Origin of the sequence: Paraburkholderia sp. HD33-4 (assembly GCF_021390635.1) — a bacterium.
Classification (GTDB): Bacteria; Pseudomonadota; Gammaproteobacteria; order Burkholderiales; family Burkholderiaceae; genus Paraburkholderia.
In genome coordinates, this window is sequence record NZ_JAJEJS010000001.1 from 216,852 (window position 1) to 236,912 (window position 20,061).

Genomic DNA, 20,061 nt, shown 5'->3' on the forward strand with positions numbered 1-20,061 from the left:
GGTTCGGCGCTGCGGGCAGCGCTATGCCGCGCGCAATTGGCGCAGCGTCTGCAGAAGCCGTCGAATGTCGAGCTGCTCGGCCGCACGCTCCGGCGACAGCGGGCTGAGATGCGGCACGATACCGAGCAACGGCGCGTCGTACGCTTGCGCGAGATGTGCGCGAATCGACGCGATGTTTTCGTCGGGGAACGTCATGTCCGGGTCGATGCGATTCGCGACCCAGCCCGCGAGCGTAAGACCGCGCGCGACGATCGCCTCGGCGGTGAGCAGCGCGTGGCTGATGCAGCCGAGCCGCATGCCGACCACCAGCACCACCGGCAGCTTCAGCGCGACGGCGAGATCGGCGGTGTCCTGCGTCGCGGTCAACGGCACGCGAAATCCGCCGACACCTTCGACGACGACGACATCGGCAAGCTTCAGCGCCTGGTCGTGGCACGCGACGATATGCTCGAGATCGAACGAGACGTTTTCGAGCGCGGCCGCGATGTGCGGCGCGGCCGGTTCCTTCAGTAGATACGGCGTGCGCATTGCGGGCGGCAACAGCACGCTCGACGCGGCATCGAGCTGATCCGCGTCCTCGTTGTGCAGCACGCCGTTCACCTCGAACGCGCCCGCCGCGATCGGCTTCATCGCGGCCGCCTGCAGGCCTTCGCGCACGAAGCCGCGTAAGAGCGCCGACGACACGAACGTCTTGCCGATCTCCGTATCGGTGCCGGTGACGAACAACGACAGCGCGCCGTCATCGTGATTCAGCTTGCTCATGCCGCGCGCGCTCCGAGCTGTTGCAGGCCGGCTTCGAGCCGGTCGAGATCCGCGTGCGAGTGCGCGGCCGACAGCGAGATGCGCAGGCGCGACGTGCCGGTCGGCACGGTCGGCGGACGGATCGCGGGCACCCACAGACCCGCGCGATCGAGCGACGCGGCGATGTCGAGCGTCGCATCGTTCGCGCCGATGATCAGCGGCTGCACGGCCGTATGCGAATCGACGGGCAGCCATGGCGTGGCTTTCAGCATCGCGCGCGTGCGCTCGATCAGTTGCTGGAGATGCGCGCGGCGCGCATCGCCTTCTTCGCCACCGATGATGCGCAGACTCGCCGACACCGCATGCGCGGCCGCCGGCACAGACGCGGTCGTGAAGATATACGGACGGGCACGCTGCACGAGCCATTCGATCACGGTCGCGTGCGCGACGACGAACGCGCCCGACACGCCGGCCGCCTTGCCGAGCGTGCCGATCGAGATCAGATGCGGCGAGCGCAGCGCGGCTTGCGCGATCGCGCCGCGGCCTTGCGGACCGAGCACACCGAAGCCGTGCGCATCGTCGACGATCAGCCACGCGCCGTGCCGCTCCGCGAGTTCGAGTAGACGCGGCAGCGGCGCGATGTCGCCGTCCATGCTGAACACGGTATCGGAGACGATTACCTTGACGTCCGCTTCCGACGCTTCGAGCATCGCGCTCAACGCATCCATATCGCAGTGCGGGTAAATCTGCACGTCGGCGCGCGACAGTCGCGCGCCGTCGATCAGCGACGCGTGATTGAGCGCATCGGAGAACAGCGTCGTGCCGCGGCCCGCGAGCGCGGTCAGCGTCGCGAGATTCGCCATATAGCCGGTGCTGAAATACAGCGCGCGGGCATCGTCGACGAAGCCGCCGGCGAATGCCGCGAGATCGTCTTCGAGTTGCGCATGCGCGCGCGAATGACCGCCGAGCAGATGCGAGCCGCCGCTGCCCGCGCCATACAGGCGCGCGCCTTCGGCGATCGCCTCGATCAACCGCGGATGTGCGGCGAGGCCCAGGTAGTCGTTGCTCGCGAAGCCGATGATGTCGCGGCCGTCGACCGTCATGTGCGCGGCACACGGCGTGTCCGCGGTGCGGCGGCGTCGACGCAGGCCGCGCGCGTCGATTTCCTTCAGGCCTTCGGCAAGTGTGTCGAGCAGATGCATCAGCGGGCCTCCGCGAGCGTGGCGTCGAAGGTGTCACGCGTGCGCGCGGCCAGCAGCGCGAGTTCTTCGTCGTCGAGGATGTAAGGCGGCATCAGGTACACGGTGGTGCCGATCGGGCGCAGCAATAGCTCGCGCTGCAGCGCGTTTTCGAAAAAGCGGCGCGAGAATGTTTTGGCTTGCTCAGGATCGTCGATCACCGTATCGAACGCGAAGATCGTGCCGCGCTGACGCGGATTGCGCACCTGCGGGTGCTCCGCAAGCGGCGCGAGCGCGGCTTTCAGGGTTGCCGATTTGCGTGCGTTGTTCGCGAGCACGTCGTCGCTCGCGAACAGATCGAGCGTCGCGAGCGCGGCGCGGCACGCGAGCGGATTGCCGGTGTACGAATGCGAGTGCAGGAAGCCGCGCGCGGTATCGTCGTGATAGAAGGCCGCGAAGATCTCGTCGCGCGACAGCACGATCGACAGCGGCAGATAGCCGCCGCTGATGCCCTTCGACAGACACAGGAAGTCCGGCCACACGCCAGCCTGCTCGGACGCGAAGAACGTGCCGGTGCGGCCGCAGCCGACCGCGATTTCGTCGGCGATCAGATGCACGCCGTACTGGTCGCACAGCGCGCGCAATCCGGCGACATACGACGGGTCGTGCATCGCCATGCCGGCCGCGCATTGCACCAGCGGCTCGTCGATCAGCGCCGCGATGCGGTTCGCGCGCGCCTCGAACAGCGCGCGCACATTGTCGAGCGCGCGGCGCGCGACGTCGGTGGCGGTTTCGCCCGCTTGCGCGAGCCGCGCATCGGGCGAGGCGACGACGTGCGCGTGACGAATCAGCGGATCGTAGGCGTCCTTGAATAGCGCCACATCGGTCACGCCGAGCGCGCCGATCGTCTCGCCGTGGTAGCTGTTGGCAATGCAGACGAATTCCTGCTTGTCGGCGTAGCCCCGATTGCGCCAGCTGTGAAAGCTCATCTTCAGCGCGATCTCGACCGCCGACGCGCCATCCGACGCGAAGAACGCGTGGCCGAGCGTGTCGCCGGTCAACGCGTGCAGACGTTCCGCGAGTTCGACGGCGGGCTCGTGCGTGCAGCCGGCGAGCATTGCGTGTTCGAGCGTGTCGAGCTGATCTTTCAGCGCCGCGTTGATGCGCGGGTTCGCGTGACCGAACAGATTGACCCACCACGAACTGATCGCGTCGAGATAGCGATGACCGGCCCGATCGTACAGCCACGCGCCTTGACCGCGCGCGACGGGGATCAGCGGCAGACGTTCGTGGTGCTTCATCTGCGTGCACGGATGCCACACCGCGCGCAGGCTGCGGGCGACCCAATCTTCAGGGGCGACCGGGAGGGCTGCTGATTTTTCCAAAGAGGTACTCCAGGGTGCTTTTTTGCCACGTACGCGCGAGGGCGTTTTCAAGCCCTTTTTTGGAGGGCTTTCACGCTGTTCCGCAGACCATTACCGCCCGCGGCATACGAGCCTCGGCGAGTGCGCGGGGTCGAGATTAGCGGTTTATTGGCTCGCGCGCATCAACGGCAAAATGCGCGTTTTTCGAGGCGGCATCGAGGTTTGGCGCTGTTCGACGCAGCTCGTTTCACTTCGGGATGGAAGCTCGCAAATCGACGTAGATAGCGACGTCAAAGTAATGGGCTATTACTGGCGAGAATTTGCGGTGGGAAGGTGTTTTTTGCGGGCGCTTGGCGTGAACGCTCGCTGCGGTGATGTTGCAATGGCGATGCAAAAGCAAAAAGGCCCGCTGAATCAGCGGGTCTTCGATACGGCGGAATCGAACTCCGAGCCAGACGCTATGCGTGCCTCACTCCCGGCTCGCAATCGCGCGCCGGCCATTCTCATCGGCACCACCCGCATCGGCCGTCTGCGAGTTCTGGTTGCCCCACACGACCGCGTTATCGACCGCATACAGCCGGCACGGATCGGAGCTCTGCTTCTGGCAGTTCTTCACCGCCACCGACATCGGATCGTCGCCGCCCTCGGCCCACGACCACGCGCCCGAATCCGACACCGCGAACGCGCGGCTCGGATACTGATGCAGGAAGTTGCGATAGCCATTGCGGCCCTCATTGTCGAGGAACGGCACCGCGTCGACCGCGTCGAGCGCGGCGAAGTCGGTTGCCTTCGGCGCGGCCGGATCGGCGACGTGATACTGCACGGCCGTCGGCATACCGGCGCGCGCGAGGAACGCTTCGACCGCCGGCCACCACACGTGCACGCCGTCGCGGTCACCCACCAGCCGATGCGCGTCGTTCTTGTAATTGCCGAAGTCGACCATCTTCACGCTCGCGCCGTGTGCGCGGTACGCGGCGTACATGCCCGCGACGAGCGGCGCGTTCCACACCGAATCGTTATCGCCGTACAGCCACAGCGACGGCACCGCGGTCTTCTCGCCGTACGCGCCGAATGCGCGCGTCAGATTGCCTTGCCAGTCTTCGCAGGCGTCCTGGCGCAGGCCGCCCGAGAAATTGATCAGCGCGCGCACACCGGGCGCCGCTTCGGTGCCGTATGCGATCGTCGCAAGACCGCCATGCGAGGTGCCGGCCACCGCGATGTGCGTCGCGTCGACATAAGGTTGCTTCGACATGTAATCGATCGTCGCGGCGACGTCGCTGGCCTGGCCGAGGCCATTGCGCTCGACGTCGCAACCGTCCTGCTCGTACGCGCCGTCCGAGTGACCGAAGCCCTGTCGGTTCGGCGCGACGACCACGTAGCCGCGGCGCACGAATTCGCGCGCGAACGGCAGCGGGTCGCTGCGTTCCTGCGTGCGCGGATCGCCCGGAATCTTGCCGTGGTTGAACACGATCATCGGGAACGGGCCGGCGCCGTCCGGCTTGTAGATCGTGGTTTCGAGCGTGACGGTGCCGGCGGCGTCGACCGGCACGCGGATGATCTTTTCGTTCAGGTGAGCGGTGGGCAGGTAGACGTCGTCGTCAAGCGTGAGGCGCGGCACGCGGGCGCTCGACAGCGGTCCCTGGGTGTCGCTGGTCGGTGTCGCGTTCTGCACCGAATGGGACGAGTAGGCGAGCGGATCGGCGTGCGCGATCGTGACAGCACACGTGGCCGCGGCGCAAATCGCCGCACACTTCGTCAGAACCTTGCTCAACACCATCTACGCACCTGCTTGAAAGACCTGTCCTGAACTCCGCGCTGTCCGGTTGCGCAAAACGCTGCTGACATTCAGCTTTCGTTCGCGTTTTCGACACAAACAGACTCACTCGCGTACGTTGTGCGGGAAGCGCACGCACGCAAATCGAGATCGCACGGGATGAACCCAACGGCCGACGCGACCCCACGCGCCGAGGATGAGCGTCACTCGATGCTGCCGGAGTCCGCGCGGCGCGCTTTCGATTAGCGGCCGGCCAGGCTTCCTTTGCATGTTGCGGAGCAGGTATGACCCGCTCTCGCAATGTGACGTCACGAAACTACGGACTCATACTGGCACGACAATTTTGTTTTGTGCAATCAAGGAGAACCCGCGACGAAAAAATTGCTGCATGTGCGAACGAGGCTTCAAAGCCTTGCCGGGCAAGGGCCGGGGACATGTGGCGGGAGGCGGCGAGTAAAGGTCGTGTAAGTGCTGTGGTGCGAGGCCAACGAAAAAACTGCGTGAGCCGAACGCAAAAAAAGCCCTTAAAAAAGGGCCTTTTATGAATCTTTTCGTGAGGCGGCGAAAGACACGAGAAAGCTTCATCGTGTAATGCAGCGATTACTTAATCGCTGCGAGCTAGTGATTTACCCGTCGACGTCGCCATCGACATATCGCCAGCGGCCATCATCGCCACGGAGGAAGCGGCTCAATTCATGCAACCGATGCGCACGTCCCCCAACTTTGTAGCGGGCGATGAATTCGACGGTCGCGTGATCGGCGTCGCTCGCGGCAAACGCTTTGATCTGCAGTCCGAGCCAACGGGGCGCGTCGGGCGCTGTGGGGTCGGTGTCGATATCGGCGGGGCAGGTGCGGGGGTCCCACGTCGCGCGCAGGTAATCGGTTGCACCGAGCACGTACGCGCTGTAACGCGAGCGCATCAGTTCGAGCGCGCGCGGCGCCGCTTCGCCGCCGTCGATGTAGCGGCCGCAGCATTGCGCGAAACGCGGAGCTTTGGTCGCGCTGCCCTCGCGTGCGTCGGGCGCGGCGCCGCCGCACGGACAGTCGAGAGGTCTTTGCTGTGACAACAATGGCTTGTTCATGGAAATTTCAGTTGAGCGCGCGAGCGATCAGGATCTTCTGGATGTCGCTGGTGCCTTCATAGATCTGGCACACGCGCACGTCGCGGTAAATCCGCTCGACCGGGAAGTCGCTCAGATAACCGTAGCCGCCGTGAATCTGCAAGGCGGCCGAACAGATGCGCTCGGCCGCTTCGGAGGCGAACAGCTTCGCCATCGCGGCTTCGGTCAGGCACGGCTGGCCCGCGTCCTTCAGCGACGCCGCGTGCCAGATCAATTGACGCGCGGCTTCGAGTTGGGTCGCCATGTCGGCGAGCCGGAACTGCACCGCCTGGTGCGAGAACAGCGGCGCACCGAAGCTCTCGCGTTCTTTCGCGTACGTCAGCGCCGCCTCGAACGCGGCGCGCGCCATCCCGACGCTTTGCGCGGCGATACCGATGCGCCCGCCTTCGAGACCCGACAGCGCGATCCTGTAGCCTTCGCCTTCCGCGCCGATCAGATTCGCGGCCGGCACGCGGCACTCGTCGAACACGATCTGCGCGGTATCCGACGAATGCTGACCGAGCTTGTCCTCGACACGCGCGACCACGTAGCCCGGCGTGCTGGTGGGCACGATGAACGCGCTGATGCCGCGCTTGCCGGCGGCTTTGTCGGTGACGGCCATCACGATCGCGACGTCGCCGTTCTTGCCGCTCGTGATGAACTGCTTGACGCCGTTCAGCACGTACGCGTCGCCGTCGCGCGTCGCGGTGGTGCGCAGCGCCGACGCATCCGAGCCCGCTTGCGGCTCGGTCAGGCAGAACGCGCCGAGCATCTCGCCGCGCGCGAGCGGCGCGAGCCAGTCGCGCTTCTGTGCGTCGTTGCCATAGGTGAGCAGGATGCTGCACACCGGGCAGTTGTTGACTGAGATCGCGGTCGACGTGCCGCCGTCGCCGGCCGCGATTTCTTCGAGGATCAGCGCGAGCGCGAGCGCATCCATGCCGGCGCCGCCGTACGTTTCGGGCACCAGCACGCCATAGGCGCCGAGCTCCGCGAGTTGGCGGTGTACGTCGCGCGGAAAGGTGCGCTCGCGGTCCCATTGCGCCGCGTACGGCGTGATCGCTTCGCGCACGAAGGTGCGCAGCGCGTCGCGCACCATCAGGTGATCCTGGTCAAGCACCATGAGCGTGTCTCCTGTCGGCCGGCGTTGATGCTTCAGCACTCACGCCGGCCCCATGCAATGTCGTTGTCTACCAGTCGAGCTGCGTGCCGTCGTGCTGAAAGAAGCGGCCGTGGAACGCGTCGCGCGATGCCGCCGCCTGCGCCAGTACCTCGCGCATGCCGGCGACGCTGCGCACCGGATCGAGCGCGGCCTGCGCGCCGCCCATGTCGGTGCGCACCCAGCCGGGATGCAGCGACACGCAGGTCGCGCGCTGCGCGTCGAGCGACGCGAGCTTCAGCACGTCGTTCAGCGCAGCCTTGCTCGCGCGATACAGCCAGCCGGTCGTGCCGCTCGCATCGGCGATGCTGCCCATGCGGCTCGAAATCACCGCGAGCACGCCGTCCGCTTCCTCGACGAGCGGCAGCAGGACCGGCAGCAACTGCATCGGGCCGCGCACGTTGGTGTGCATCACGTGATCGAAGTCCTCGGCGGTGATCGTCTCGATGCCTTCGGTGCGCGGGCCGTACACGCCCGACACCAGGATCGCGGCATCGAGCCGTTCGCCGTCGAGCTTCCAGCCGAGCGCCGCGATTTCTTCGGGTGCGGTGACGTCGAGCGCGAAGGTTTCGGCGCCGAGTTCGTTGAGCGCGTCGAGCGCGGCGCCGTCGCGCGCGGTGGCGAGAACGCGCCAGCCGCTCTTTCTGTACTGCCGCACGAATTCCTGGCCGATGCCACGCGACGCACCGACGATCAACACTGTTTTCATCGTATTCCTCGAAGTTTTACCGACGCTTCAGATCAGTTCGATACCCATCGCGGTCGCCTCGCCGCCGCCGATACACAGCGTCGCGACGCCGCGCTTCAGACCGCGCTTCTTCAGCGCGCCGATCAGCGTGACCAGAATGCGCGCACCCGAGGCGCCGATCGGATGGCCGAGCGCGCACGCACCGCCGTTCACGTTGACCTTGTTGTGCGGCAAATCGTGTTCCTTCATCGCGGCCATCGTGACGACCGCGAACGCTTCGTTGATCTCGTACAGATCGACCTCGCCGGCGCGCCAGCCGTTCTTCCCGAACAGTTTGCGGATCGCGCCGACCGGCGCGGTGGTGAACTTCGCGGGCTCCTGCGCGAAGGTCGAATGACCGACGACGCGCGCGAGCGGCGTGACGCCGAGCCGCTTCGCGGTGGACTCGCGCATCATCACGAGCGCGGCCGCGCCATCCGAGATCGACGACGAATTCGCCGCCGTCACGGTGCCGGTCTTGCTGAACGCGGGCTTCAGCGTGGGGATCTTGTCGAGGTTCGCCTTGAACGGCTGCTCGTCGCGCGCGATCGTGACGTCACCCTTGCGGGCCGCGACGGTGACCGGCGCGATTTCCCAGTCGAACGAGCCGTCCTCGTTCGCGCGCTTCGCGCGGTTCAGCGACTCGACCGCGAACGCGTCCTGCGCCTCGCGCGTGAAGTCGAACGACGCCGCGCATTCCTCGGCGAACGTACCCATCAGACGGCCTTTGTCGTACGCGTCTTCGAGGCCGTCGTAGAACATGTGGTCGAGCACCTGGCCGTGGCCCATGCGCATGCCGTTGCGTGCTTTCGGCAGCAGATACGGCGCGTTCGTCATGCTCTCCATGCCGCCCGCGACGATCACGTCGAGCGAGCCCGCGGCCAGCATGTCGTGCGCGAACATCGCCGCGCGCATGCCGGAGCCACACATCTTGTTGACCGTCGTGCAGCCGGTGGCGAGCGGCAGACCCGCGCCGAGCGCGGCCTGGCGCGCGGGCGCCTGGCCGAGTCCTGCGGGCAGCACGCAGCCCATCACCGCCTCGTCGATCTGCTCGGGCTTCAGACCCGCGCGCTCTACGGCTGCCTTGATCGCGACCGCGCCGAGTTGGGGCGCCGTCAGCGACGCGAAGTCGCCTTGAAAACCGGCCATCGGCGTACGCGCCGCGCTGACGATCACGATCGGATCGGCGTTGATACCACTGTGGTTTGCGTCACTCATGTTCGAGCTCCTTGGTCATAGCTTGGATGGCTACTGCCGCGCGTGGCCTGCTGCGAACCCTCGTGGGATTCATCAGGCCACGCGCACATCTGGCTCGTCCGCCGGCGCATCGGGCGCCTCGGCGAACCGCTCCGGATAGCACACGCAAAAGCGCACGCTCTGGTCGTACGGGAAAAAGTCTGGCAGCTCGCCCTTCAACAATGAATCCTTGTGCTGCTGCCACAAAGCAGGTTCGAAGAAATCCGCGTGATGCCGCATGAACGAGCGCCGCACGCGTGGATCGCCGAGCAGGAACGTGCCGTACGTCTCCGGGAAAATATCGTGCGGACCGACCGCGTACCACGGCTCGTCCGACATTTCGTCTTCCTCGTTGCGCGGCGGCGGCACCGCGCGCACGTTGCAGTCGGTCAGGTATTCGATCTCGTCGTAGTCGTAGAACACGACGCGGCCGTGACGCGTAACACCGAAGTTCTTGTACAGCATGTCGCCGGGGAAGATGTTCGCCTGCATCAGATCTTTCACCGCGTTGCCGTATTCCTTGATGCCGTGTTCGATGTCGTCGTCGTTGCCGTTCTGCAGGAACAGATTGAGCGGCACCATGCGTCGCTCGATGTACATATGGCGAATCACGAGGTTCTCGCCGTCGTGCTCGAGCAGCGACGGCACTTCCTTCTCGAGTTCGCGCAACAGCGTCTCGTCGAGTCGCGCGAGCGGCAGCGCGACGCTCGAATATTCGAGCGTGTCGGCCATGCGGCCGAGCCGGTCATGACGTTTGACGAGCAGATACTTCTGCTGGATCTGCGCGCGCGTGGTCTCCTTCGGCGGCGGAAAATTGTCCCTGATGAGCTTGAACACGTACGGAAACGACGGCAACGTGAACACCAGCATCACGAGCCCCTTGATGCCGGGCGCGATGATGAAGCGGTCGCTCGAATGCTTGAGGTGATGCAGCAGATCGCGATAGAACAGATTCTTGCCCTGTTTCTGCAGACCCACCGATGTATAGATTTCCGCCTTCGGCTTGCCCGGCATCACGGTGCGCAGAAACTCGACATACGCGGACGGCACTTCCATGTCGACCAGAAAATACGAGTGCGAGAAGCTGAAGATGATCAGCAACTGCTCGCGCTTGAGCAGCACCGTGTCGAGCGCGAGCACGCCCGGTTTCACATGCCGCAGCGGCACCGCGAACGGCAGCAGCGCGTCGCCATTGATGATGCGCCCGACGATATACGCCGCATTGTTGCGATAAAACAGCGACGACAATACGTGAATCTGAAAATTCGGCGCTTCGTCGAACGCGCCGAAAGCTTCGTGAATCGACTGCATCACGCAGGCGACGTCGCGCGTCAGATCCTCGAACGGCAGATCGAGCTGAAAGTTCGTGACGACCCGCTCGAGCGTCGCGGTAAGTCCGTCGGTTCCGGGGTAATACGCGCGGTAGGTCGGCTTCGCTGCCGGCTCGTCGTTCTCGATGTATTCGGTCGAGATCGCCGGGCGCACGAAAATGAAATCGTTGTTGAAATACGAGCGGTGCAGGATCTTGCAGGAGACCGAATTAAAAAACGTTTCCGCGCATTCGGGCTGACGGTGTGTGGTCAGAAGACCGATGTAGTGCAGCTTGATCTGCTGCCACACTTCGCCGTCGATGTTCTCCGCGTCGTACTCGTCTTCGAGCAGTTGCACGCATTCCTGCACGCGATCGTCGTACGACGTGATGCGCTCGCGCGCGAGCTTTTGCAGGCCATGCCAGTCGCCGGCTTCGAACAGCGTCTTCGCATGGATCGCCGCGTCGCGAAAGATCCGGTAGTGATGGTCGAACCCTTCGAGCATCGTCTGCGCGACGTCGAAACCGATTTGCGACGATAACAGCTTGGGGAAGTGATTCATCACGCGCGCTCCGCAAACGCCGGTCAGAGTCAGGCAGCTTCAGGCCAATTCAGGCGGGCTTCGCGTCATGGCTCGCGCCATCGAGCAGCGCGCGCGCTTGCGCTTCGTACTGCGCGAGATCTTCGAGCGTCGCGTCGAGATCTTCGCGCTGACGTTCGAGCACTTCGCGATGACGCGTGACCGTCGCGAGAAACGCATTCAACTGCGGCACGGTGTCGGTCGGCGACTCGTAGACGTCGAGCAGGTCGCGGATCTCCGACAGCGTGAAGCCAAGCCGCTTGCCGCGCAGCGTGAGCTTCAGACGCGTGCGGTCGCGGCCCGAATAGACGCGCCGCAAGCCGCTCGAGCCCTCGCGGCTCGGCGAGAGTAAACCCTGGTCTTCGTAGAAACGGATCGCGCGTGGCGTGACGTCGAATTCGCGCGCGAGTTCGGTGATCGTGTATTGCGTATTCATCGGGACATCTCGTGGCCGCTTGGCCGGCACAAAACCGGATTGGACGATAGAATCGACGTTTACGTTATCGTCAACCTGAGCGGAAAGCAACCACAACCAGGCCGACCGGCATCGCACACCTCGCCATGCCGCAGGGTCGTCGGAGGAAGACAGTCCCCATGAATGCACTCGAACATCAACTCCAATACCCCTTCAACGACACGATGCCCGACTCGGGCCGCACGATGGAAGTCGCGCCCGGCGTGCTGTGGCTGCGCATGCCGCTGCCGTTCGCGCTCGACCATATCAACCTGTGGCTGCTGCGCGATGAGATCGACGGACAGCAAGGCTGGACCGTGGTCGATTGCGGCATTACGTCGGACACGATCAAAGCGAATTGGGAGAGCGTGTTCGACTCGGTGCTCGACGGGCTGCCGGTGCTGCGCGTGATCGTCACGCATTGCCATCCGGATCATATCGGCCTCGCGCACTGGGTGTGCGGCGGCGGCGATAAGCAGCGCTGGGATGCGCGGCTGTGGATGACGCTCGGCGAATACATGCAGGCGCGTGTGATGGCGACCGGCGACGGCTCGAACGCGGGCGGTGAGGCCGCGGCGCGGCACTTCGCGCGGCACGGTCTGAACGACGCCGAATCGCTCGAGAAACTGCGCAATCGCAAGAGTTATTACTCGAGCCTCGTGCCGGCGATTCCGGGGCAATACCGCCGTTTGCGCGAAGCCGAGGACGTGAGGATCGGCGGCAGGACGTGGCGCGTGGTGACGGGCTTCGGCCACTCGCCGGAACACTGCGCGCTGTACTGCGGGCAAACCGGCACGCTGATTTCCGGCGACATGGTGCTGCCGCGCATTTCGACCAACGTGTCGGTGTTCGATATCGAGCCAGAGGGCTCGCCGCTCGAACTGTATCTGGAGTCGCTCGGCCGCTACGAGACGATGCCTGAGGATACGCTCGTGCTGCCGTCGCACGGCAAGCCGTTTCGCGGCGTGCGCACGCGCATTCGGCAACTGCGCGAGCACCACGTCGCGCGGCTCGCCGAAGTGCGCGAAGCGTGCGCGGAAAAGCCGCGCAGCGCCGCCGATATCGTGCCGTTGATGTTCAAGCGCCAACTCGATATCCATCAGATGACGTTCGCGCTGGGCGAGGCGCTCGCGCATTTGCATCTGCTGTGGCGGTCGGGGGATTTGAAGCGGACGCAGGATGCGGACGGGGTGATTCGATTCACCGCGGTGTGATCCTGTTCAATTCGATCCGCCGATAAAAAAGCCCGGCTGCGCTTCTACGCAACCGGGCTTTTTGTTGACGCGCCGAGCTTGATTCAGTCGCAGCGCGAAATCACTGCACCACCACCGCCCCGAAATTCTGCCGCCCAAACGGACTCACGTGATATCCGCTCACGTTGGTACGCGTGATCGCGGCGGCGGTCGGATAGCCGAGCGGGATCCACAGCGCTTCGTCGTGGATGATCTGCTGCGCGGCTTCATAGGCTTTCGTACGCTTGGCGATATCGGCCGTCGCTTTGCCGTCGGCGATCAGCTTGTCGAGATCCTGATCGCAGAAGCGCGCGAAGTTGATGCCCGACTTCACCGCGTTGCAACTGAAGAGAGGCGACAGATAGTTGTCCGGATCGCCGTTGTCGCCGGCCCAGCCCATGAACAGCGAGTCATGCTGGCCTTGCTTCGCCTGCTTGATCAGCTCGCCCCATTCGATCACCTTGACTTCCGCCTTCACGCCGATCTTCGCGAAGTCGGCCTGCAGCAGTTCGGCACCGGCCTTCGGATTCGGATTCAGTACGCTGCCGTTCGGACGCACCCAGATGGTCGTTTCGAAGCCGTTCGGAAAGCCCGCGCTGGCGAGCAACTGCTTCGCCTTCGCCGGGTCGTACGGCCAGCCCTTGATCGAGTGGTTGTAGCTCCACGTATTCGGCGGGAACGGGTTCACCGCCGGCGTCGCGGTGTTGTCGAACACGGTCTTCAGATACGTCGTGCGGTCGAACGCCATGTTCAGCGCGGCGCGCACCTTCTGGTTGTCGAGCGGCTTCTGCTGCGTGTTCAGCGCGACGAAAGCCGTCATGAACGCGGGCGTCTGCACGATCGCGAGCGACTTGTCGTTCTTCGCGTCGGCGAGATCCTGCGGCTTCGGCGATAGCGCGATCTGGCATTCGCCAGCCTTCACCTTCTGCGCGCGCACGGTCGCGTCCGGCGTGATCGCATAGATCAGGCGCTCGATCTTCGGCTTCGGCCCCCAGTAGGTCGGGTTCGCGTCGTAACGGATCACCGCGTCTTTCGTATAGCTCTTCAGCACGAACGGGCCGGTGCCGATCGGCTTCGCATTCAGGTCGACCTGCTTGCCGGCCTTCAGCAACTGGTCCGCGTACTCGGCCGAATAGATCGACGCGAAGCCCATCGTCAGGATCGACACGAAGGTCGCGTTCGGCTCGTTCAACTCGAACTTGACCGTGTTGTCGTCGACCTTGGTAATCGCCTTGATCAGCTTCGGCAGCCCCATCGATTGCGAGTGAGGGAAGCCGCTCGCGCCGGCCACCTTGTGCCACGGATTGCTGTCGTTGAGCATGCGGTCGAACGTGAAGATCACGTCATCGGCATTCAGCGCGCGGGTGGGCTTGAAGTAGTCGGTGGTCTGGAACTGCACGTTCGGGCGCAGGTGGAACGTGTAGGTCAGGCCGTCGGGGCTCACTTCCCACTTGTCGGCGAGCGCGGGCACGACCTTCTTCGCGGCTTCGTCGAACGACACCAGCGAGTTGAAGATCACGTCGGCCGATGCATTGGTCGTGACGAGCGAATTGAACTGCACGACGTCGAAGCCGTCAGGGCTCGATTCGGTGCAGACGGTCAGCGGTTTGGCGAGGACGAGCGCGGGCGCCGTGAGCAGGATGGCGGCTGCGAGCAGTTTGAAGCGCATAGGATCTCCGGTAACGAGCGCAGTCAGGCAGTGCGTCTGGTTGTGTTTATGGCGGCGAGGCGTGAGCGGGGCAGGTGAGCGGTCCCGGCGCGCGCGTCGCCACGATTGTGATACGTTCCCGGCGCCGCCGTGCAGGTCGGGCGATCCCGGCCTGCGGCCTTTGCGTGTCTCCCGGCCGGCCTTCGAGGCCTGGCTGGCGGCGCGCCTTGGCGAAAGCTTATCGAAGGGCCATTATGGCGACAACAATTTAATCGACATATCCATATGGGGCGGCACGGCCATGGTGCCGCGTCAGACCGCCTCAGTCCGCCGCGGCGAGGCGCAGCAGGTAGCCGATGCCATCGATTGCGCGCACGCCGTACCACGACGTCATTTCCCCATCGATCAGTTCGATGCGCTTGCCGGTGAGACGCGGATCGCGCGCGAGCGCATCGCGATGCGCGGTCGTGAAGCGATACGGCTCGCTCGACAGCAGCACGCGGTCGACTTGCGCGAGCCACGGCGCGGCGTCGAAGTCGAGCGTGGGGTAACGCTCGGCGCCCGAGTTGCCGCCGCGCACCTCGGGCAGTGTGTGCCAGTTGACGAGGCGCAGCATCGCGGCGATGTAAGTGTCGCGCGCGACGCTCATCCACGGTTCGCGCCAGATCAGGTACAGCACGTTTTGCGCGGCGAACGTGTGAGCGGCGGCTTCGCGCAGACGCGCTTCGAGCGGGCCGCTGAGGCTCCGCGCTTCGTCTTCACGTCCGAAGATCGTGCCGAGTAGCGCGTACAGCGCGAGGTTGTCGGGTGGCGTTTGCGGATGGGTGACGACAATGTGCGGCACGAACGCGCGCAGTTGCTCGACGGTGTCGCGTTCGTTTTCGTCGATATTGACGATCAGGTGGGTGGGGCGCAGCGCGCGGATCGCGTCAAGCTTGACGGCTTTCGTGCCGCCGACCTTCGGCACCGCGCGGACCTTGTCGCGCGGATGCACGCAAAAGCCGGTGCGCCCGACGATTTGCCGCTCGAGGCCGAGCGCGAACAGCGTTTCGGTGAGGCTCGGCACCAGCGACACGATGCGCGCGTCGGCGCCCGCGGATTCGTGCGCGACGCCGGCTGCATCGACCGCACGGGGCTGCATGAATTACTCGGTGGCGGCGCGCGGCTTGCGCGGCGCGCGTTCGAACACGCGGTCGTAGAGCCAGCGTGGCAGCACATGCAGCAGCATCGCGGCCACGCGCATCTGCCATGGAAACACCGCGAACGACGTCTGCCGTTCGACCGCCCCCGCGACCTTCGCCGCGAAGCGGTCGGCGTCCATCAGGAACGGCATGTTGTACGGATTGTGCTCGGTCATCGGCGTGCGGATGTAGCCCGGCGCGATCGTGACGACTCCGACGCCGAACGGCCGCATTTCGACGCGCAATGCTTCGAGATACTTCAGCGCCGCCGACTTCGACGCGCTGTACGCGCCCGATCCCGGCAAGCCGCGCACGCCGGCGACGCTCGCAATGCCGACCAGCGTGCCGCGTTTCGTGTCGGCCATCGCGGCGGCGAACGGCTCGAACGTGGCGACCATGCCGAAGTAATTGATGTCCATCACCTCGCGGAACGTGCGCAGATCGCCGTGACCGGTCAGCGCGCCGCGGCTGATGCCGGCGTTGGCGATCACGACGTCGGGCAGGCCGTGCTCGGCGATGAAGCGCGCGGCCGCATCGGCGAGCGCTTCCACGTCGCGCACGTCGAGCGCATAGATCGACACGGTGTTCTGGGGATGGGACTGCTGGAATGCGGCGAGCGCGTCGCCGCGACGGGCGACTAGGCCGAGAATCGCGCCGCGCCGTGCGTATTCGCCGGCGAGCGCGAGGCCGATGCCGCTCGAAGCGCCGGTAATGAAAACCTTCAGCGGTGAGGTCATACCGGCGCCTCGTGATTACATCTTCTTGGCGCGGACTTGCGAGACGAGATAGTCGAGCACCTGGATCGTGCCCGGCAGGGTGCCGGTCGCGGCCGGGCCCGTTTCATACTTGCCTTGCACGGCGAGCGTCGGCACGCCGTCGATCTTGTAGTCGTCGAGCAGTTTCTTGTCCTTCTGCAGCGCGCTTTGCGTCGAGAACGAGTTGTACGCTTCCATGTACTTCTTCGGATCGACGCCGAGCTTCGCGAGGAATTTGGTCTGGTCTTCCGGCGTCAGCAGATAGTTCTTGTTGACGTGGATTTCGTTGAAGACCTTCGGCGTCAGTTCGTTCGCGAGGCCGAGCGCGTCGAGCGCGTGGTACATCTTCGAGTGCGGAATGAAGTCGTCGCGGAAGGCGACCGGCACGCGGCGGAACACGACGTCCGGGCCCTGCTTCTTGACCCACGCTTCGAGGAACGGGTTGAATTCATTGCAGTGCGGGCAGCCGTACCAGAAGAATTCGGTGACTTCGATCTTGCCGGCCGGCACGTCGGTGGGTTGCGGCGAGGCCAGCACGGTGTAGTCCTTGCCGGCGACCGGCGCGCTCGGCGACGCATGCGCGCTGGCCGCGATCAGGCCCAGCGAGAGAAACAGGATGCTCAGCAGTTTTTTCATGTTGTGTAGACCCAGATAAGGCGGTAGTGCGGTGACGCTCTGCGAAGGCCCGTCACCGCTGGTCGGATTCGGCGTGGCCGCCCGCCACGACATAGCTCGAGGCGGCCATCGTGCTTGTGACTCGCGCTCCGCGCCGATAGTTCGACGCGCCGCGCGAGCCGGCGTTACCGTTTATTTATTGTTTGGTGAAGCGGATCACCGCGGTATCGACACCCGCGTCCGACAGACGCTGACGGCTCGAATTCATGTCCTCGAACTTCGAGAACGGTCCGATGCGCACGCGGTAGTAAGTGACGCCGCCGGCATCGCGCTGCGTGACCTTCGATTCGAAGCCCTGGAACGCGAGCCGCGCGCGCTGCTGTTCGGCGTCGGCGGAGGTCTTGTACGCGCCGACCTGCAGGAAGTAGCCGGTGTTCGCGTCGCCCGGGGCCGGCGCGGGGGCCGAGCCCGGCTTGGTGTTGGCCGCGGTGGTCGTGCTCGGGCCCTTCGGCGCGGAGCCTGCCGCAGTGGCGGCCGGCGCGCTCGACGTTTGCGGCTTCTTCGCCGGTGCGGGTGCGACGATGCCACCGTTTTCCTGCGCGGGATTGGGCGCGACCGCCGTGCCGTTGTTATTCGCGTTGCCGGCCGACGGCGGCACTTCGACGATCTGCGGTTCTTCGAGCATGCCCGACTGGGTCTGCGCGTTGGTCTGGCCCGGCGCGGTGTTCGGCGGCGCGGGTTGCGCGGCCTGCGGCACCGGTTGGCCCGGCGTCTTGCCTTGCAGCGGACGGTTCGGATCGTATTGCGCCTGGCTCGCGCCGTTGTCGGTCGCCGCCGGCGGCGCGACCTTCGACACGAACGGCGTAGGCGCACGGGTGATATACAGCGCCACCACTACCGCGATCGCCAGGCCGACGATCAGGCCCAGCACGATACCGAGAAAAGTGCCCCCGGTTTGCTTCGACTGCTTTGTTGTGCGGCGTGGTTTTGCCATCGTACGAATCACCTGCAAAAAGAATCCAGGAACGGCCGCCGATTATAGCGACGGCCGCGTGCATATTACGCTGGAGAAGTTACATCTTGACGGGAGCAGAGACGCCGATCGTCGCGAGACCGTTGGCCAGCACCTGGCGGGTGGCCGCGAGCAGCGCGACGCGAGCGTTGCGTTCGGCCGCATCGTCGACCAGCACGCGCTCGGCACGGTCATTGTAGAACGAGTGAAATTCCCCGGCGAGTTCGCGCAGATAGAACGCGACCGCGTGCGGCGCGAGTTCGTCGGCGGCGTGCTGCAGCATGTCCGGGAATTCGGCGAGCTTGTTGAGCAGCGCCATCGAGCGCTCGCTCGTGAGCGGCGCGAGATCCACACTCGGGAGCGTGCTCTCCTCAAGACCGTAGCGCGCCTTGCATTCGGCGATCACCGAGCAGATGCGCGCGTGCGCGTACTGCACGTAGTGCACCGGATTCTCGTCGTTCTGCTTCAGCGCGAGGTCGATGTCGAACACGAATTCGGTGTCCGCCTTGCGCGAGATCAGGAAGAAGCGCACCGCGTCGCGGCCGCGGCGAATGGTTTCCTCGTCGATCAGATCGACGGCCGCTTCGGTGCCCGGCGTCGCGCCGCCCGACCATTCGATCAGGTCACGCACCGTCACGTAGCTGCCCGCGCGCTTCGAGATCTTCACCTCTTCGCCGTTGCGCATGACCGTGACCATCTTGTGCAGGATGTAGTCGGGGTAGCCCTTCGGAATGCCGATGCCGAGACCCTGCAGACCGGCGCGCACGCGCGCGATCGTGCCGTGGTGATCCGAGCCCTGCACGTTGATGACCTTGGTGAAGCCGCGTTCCCACTTCGCGACGTGATAGGCGACGTCCGGCACGAAGTACGTGTAGGTGCCGTCGGTCTTGCGCATCACGCGGTCCTTGTCGTCGCCGTCGTCGGTGGTGCGCAGCCACAGCGCGCCTTCCTGCTCGTAGGTCTTGCCCGCGGCGATCAGCGCGTCGACCGTTTTCTCGACGCGGCCTTCCGTGTAGAGCGACGATTCCAGGTAGTACTGGTCGAACTTCACGCCGAACGCCTGCAGATCCATGTCCTGCTCGCGACGCAGATACGTCACGGCGAAGCGGCGGATCGCCTCGAGGTCTTCGACGTCGCGCGCGCCGGTGACGGGCTCGCCGTCGCTCGCCTCGACCGTGACGCCGTTCAGATAGTCCTTCGCGATGTCGGCGATGTACTCGCCGTTGTAGGCCGAAGCGGGCCAGCCCTCGTCGCCGGGGGCGAGGCCGCGCGCGCGTGCCTGGGTGGACAGCGCGAGCGTTTGGATCTGCACGCCGGCATCGTTGTAGTAGAACTCGCGATGCACGTCCCAACCCTGCGACGCGAGCACGTGCGCGAGCGCGTCGCCGAGCGCGGCCTGGCGGCCGTGACCGACGTGCAGCGGGCCGGTCGGGTTGGCCGACACGAACTCGATCAGCACGTGCTTGCCGGCGTCGCGCCGCGAGCGGCCGTACGCGTCCTGCTCGGCGAACACGGCGGCGATCACGCCTTGCTTGGCCGCGGCGGTCAGCCGCAGATTGATGAAGCCGGGGCCCGCCACTTCGGCGGTGTCGATCAGGCCTTTGGCCTGTGGATTGCCGAGCAGCGCATCGACGATCTGTTGCGCGAGCTGGCGCGGATTGGCGCGCAGCGGCTTGGCGAGCTGCATCGCGACGTTGCACGCGACGTCGCCGTGCGCGGCGACTTTCGGGCGCTCGAGCGCGATGGCGGGCGAGACGAAAGCGGCTTCGGTCGCGCCTTGCGTGGCAGTCGCGACCTGCTTGACCGTATCGGCGAGCAGGGTTTCGAGTGTGTGTTTATGTGCGGGCAGCATGCTTGTTGCGAGTCCAGTGAGGCAATCCGGTAAGGCGGAAGAGGCGCCGGCCGCGGCCGGTGTCGCAAGCGCGGAGCGTGGCCGCGCTTTGCCGCGCGGATGGCCGCGCCGCCAGCAGACCGTCCCCGAGCGATGCGACGAGACGT

General features: G+C 65.2%; 17 protein-coding genes. 1 reads left to right on the forward strand and 16 read right to left on the reverse strand.

Features of this window, described 5'->3' with window-relative positions; translation table 11 throughout:
- Positions 1-21 precede the first annotated feature (21 nt).
- The 10 genes from bioD to L0U84_RS01035 form a co-directional block, all read right to left on the reverse strand.
- Positions 22-762, reverse strand: a complete 741-nt coding sequence (bioD, locus tag L0U84_RS00990; RefSeq protein WP_233846430.1) for a dethiobiotin synthase — start codon at positions 760-762, stop codon at positions 22-24.
- Positions 759-1,943: an 8-amino-7-oxononanoate synthase gene (bioF, locus tag L0U84_RS00995; RefSeq protein WP_233846432.1), complete on the reverse strand. Its 1,185-nt coding sequence runs from the start codon at positions 1,941-1,943 to the stop codon at positions 759-761. The genes bioD and bioF overlap by 4 nt, the downstream gene beginning before the upstream one ends.
- Entirely contained in the window at positions 1,943-3,304 is a 1,362-nt protein-coding gene (gene bioA, locus L0U84_RS01000) for an adenosylmethionine--8-amino-7-oxononanoate transaminase (RefSeq protein ID WP_233846441.1), read from the reverse strand. The genes bioF and bioA overlap by 1 nt, the downstream gene beginning before the upstream one ends.
- A 448-nt stretch (positions 3,305-3,752) precedes the next feature.
- Positions 3,753-5,060 (reverse strand): dienelactone hydrolase family protein, encoded by a 1,308-nt coding sequence (locus L0U84_RS01005; protein ID WP_233846443.1) that lies wholly within the window; start codon positions 5,058-5,060, stop codon positions 3,753-3,755.
- A 623-nt stretch (positions 5,061-5,683) separates the two neighbouring features.
- A complete protein-coding gene (locus tag L0U84_RS01010) occupies positions 5,684-6,139 on the reverse strand; it encodes a YchJ family protein (protein ID WP_233846445.1) in 456 nt (151 codons plus the stop codon).
- A gap of 7 nt (positions 6,140-6,146) precedes the next feature.
- Positions 6,147-7,277: an acyl-CoA dehydrogenase family protein gene (locus tag L0U84_RS01015; protein WP_233846447.1), complete on the reverse strand. Its 1,131-nt coding sequence runs from the start codon at positions 7,275-7,277 to the stop codon at positions 6,147-6,149.
- A 67-nt stretch (positions 7,278-7,344) separates the two neighbouring features.
- The gene (locus L0U84_RS01020; RefSeq protein ID WP_233846449.1) at positions 7,345-8,022 is read right to left on the reverse strand and encodes an SDR family oxidoreductase; all 678 of its coding nucleotides are present in this window, start codon (positions 8,020-8,022) and stop codon (positions 7,345-7,347) included.
- Between the two features lie 27 nt (positions 8,023-8,049).
- Complete coding sequence (locus L0U84_RS01025) at positions 8,050-9,258, reverse strand: acetyl-CoA C-acetyltransferase (protein WP_233846451.1); 1,209 nt, start codon at positions 9,256-9,258, stop codon at positions 8,050-8,052.
- Positions 9,259-9,330: 72 nt separating this feature from the next.
- Positions 9,331-11,148, reverse strand: a complete 1,818-nt coding sequence (aceK, locus tag L0U84_RS01030) for a bifunctional isocitrate dehydrogenase kinase/phosphatase (RefSeq protein ID WP_233846459.1) — start codon at positions 11,146-11,148, stop codon at positions 9,331-9,333.
- 49 nt (positions 11,149-11,197) lie between these two features.
- Complete coding sequence (locus tag L0U84_RS01035; protein ID WP_233846461.1) at positions 11,198-11,602, reverse strand: MerR family transcriptional regulator; 405 nt, start codon at positions 11,600-11,602, stop codon at positions 11,198-11,200.
- 158 nt (positions 11,603-11,760) lie between these two features.
- On the opposite strand from L0U84_RS01035, the gene L0U84_RS01040 reads away from it, so the two are divergent.
- A complete protein-coding gene (locus L0U84_RS01040) occupies positions 11,761-12,834 on the forward strand; it encodes an MBL fold metallo-hydrolase (protein WP_233846463.1) in 1,074 nt (357 codons plus the stop codon).
- A gap of 100 nt (positions 12,835-12,934) precedes the next feature.
- Here the strand turns inward: L0U84_RS01040 and L0U84_RS01045 are convergent, their stop codons facing one another.
- From L0U84_RS01045 to argS, 6 genes are all read right to left on the reverse strand, one after another.
- The gene (locus tag L0U84_RS01045) at positions 12,935-14,521 is read right to left on the reverse strand and encodes an ABC transporter substrate-binding protein (RefSeq protein WP_233846465.1); all 1,587 of its coding nucleotides are present in this window, start codon (positions 14,519-14,521) and stop codon (positions 12,935-12,937) included.
- Positions 14,522-14,822: 301 nt separating this feature from the next.
- The gene (locus L0U84_RS01050; RefSeq protein WP_233846467.1) at positions 14,823-15,641 is read right to left on the reverse strand and encodes a helical backbone metal receptor; all 819 of its coding nucleotides are present in this window, start codon (positions 15,639-15,641) and stop codon (positions 14,823-14,825) included.
- Positions 15,642-15,644: 3 nt separating this feature from the next.
- Positions 15,645-16,418: an SDR family oxidoreductase gene (locus tag L0U84_RS01055; RefSeq protein ID WP_233846469.1), complete on the reverse strand. Its 774-nt coding sequence runs from the start codon at positions 16,416-16,418 to the stop codon at positions 15,645-15,647.
- A 15-nt stretch (positions 16,419-16,433) separates the two neighbouring features.
- Positions 16,434-17,072: a thiol:disulfide interchange protein DsbA/DsbL gene (locus tag L0U84_RS01060; RefSeq protein WP_233846471.1), complete on the reverse strand. Its 639-nt coding sequence runs from the start codon at positions 17,070-17,072 to the stop codon at positions 16,434-16,436.
- A gap of 175 nt (positions 17,073-17,247) precedes the next feature.
- Positions 17,248-18,045 carry an SPOR domain-containing protein gene (locus L0U84_RS01065; protein WP_233846480.1) on the reverse strand — a complete coding sequence of 266 codons (798 nt, stop codon included), beginning with the start codon at positions 18,043-18,045 and terminating at the stop codon, positions 17,248-17,250.
- A 79-nt stretch (positions 18,046-18,124) separates the two neighbouring features.
- Entirely contained in the window at positions 18,125-19,915 is a 1,791-nt protein-coding gene (argS, locus tag L0U84_RS01070; RefSeq protein WP_233846482.1) for an arginine--tRNA ligase, read from the reverse strand.
- Positions 19,916-20,061: the final 146 nt, after the last annotated feature.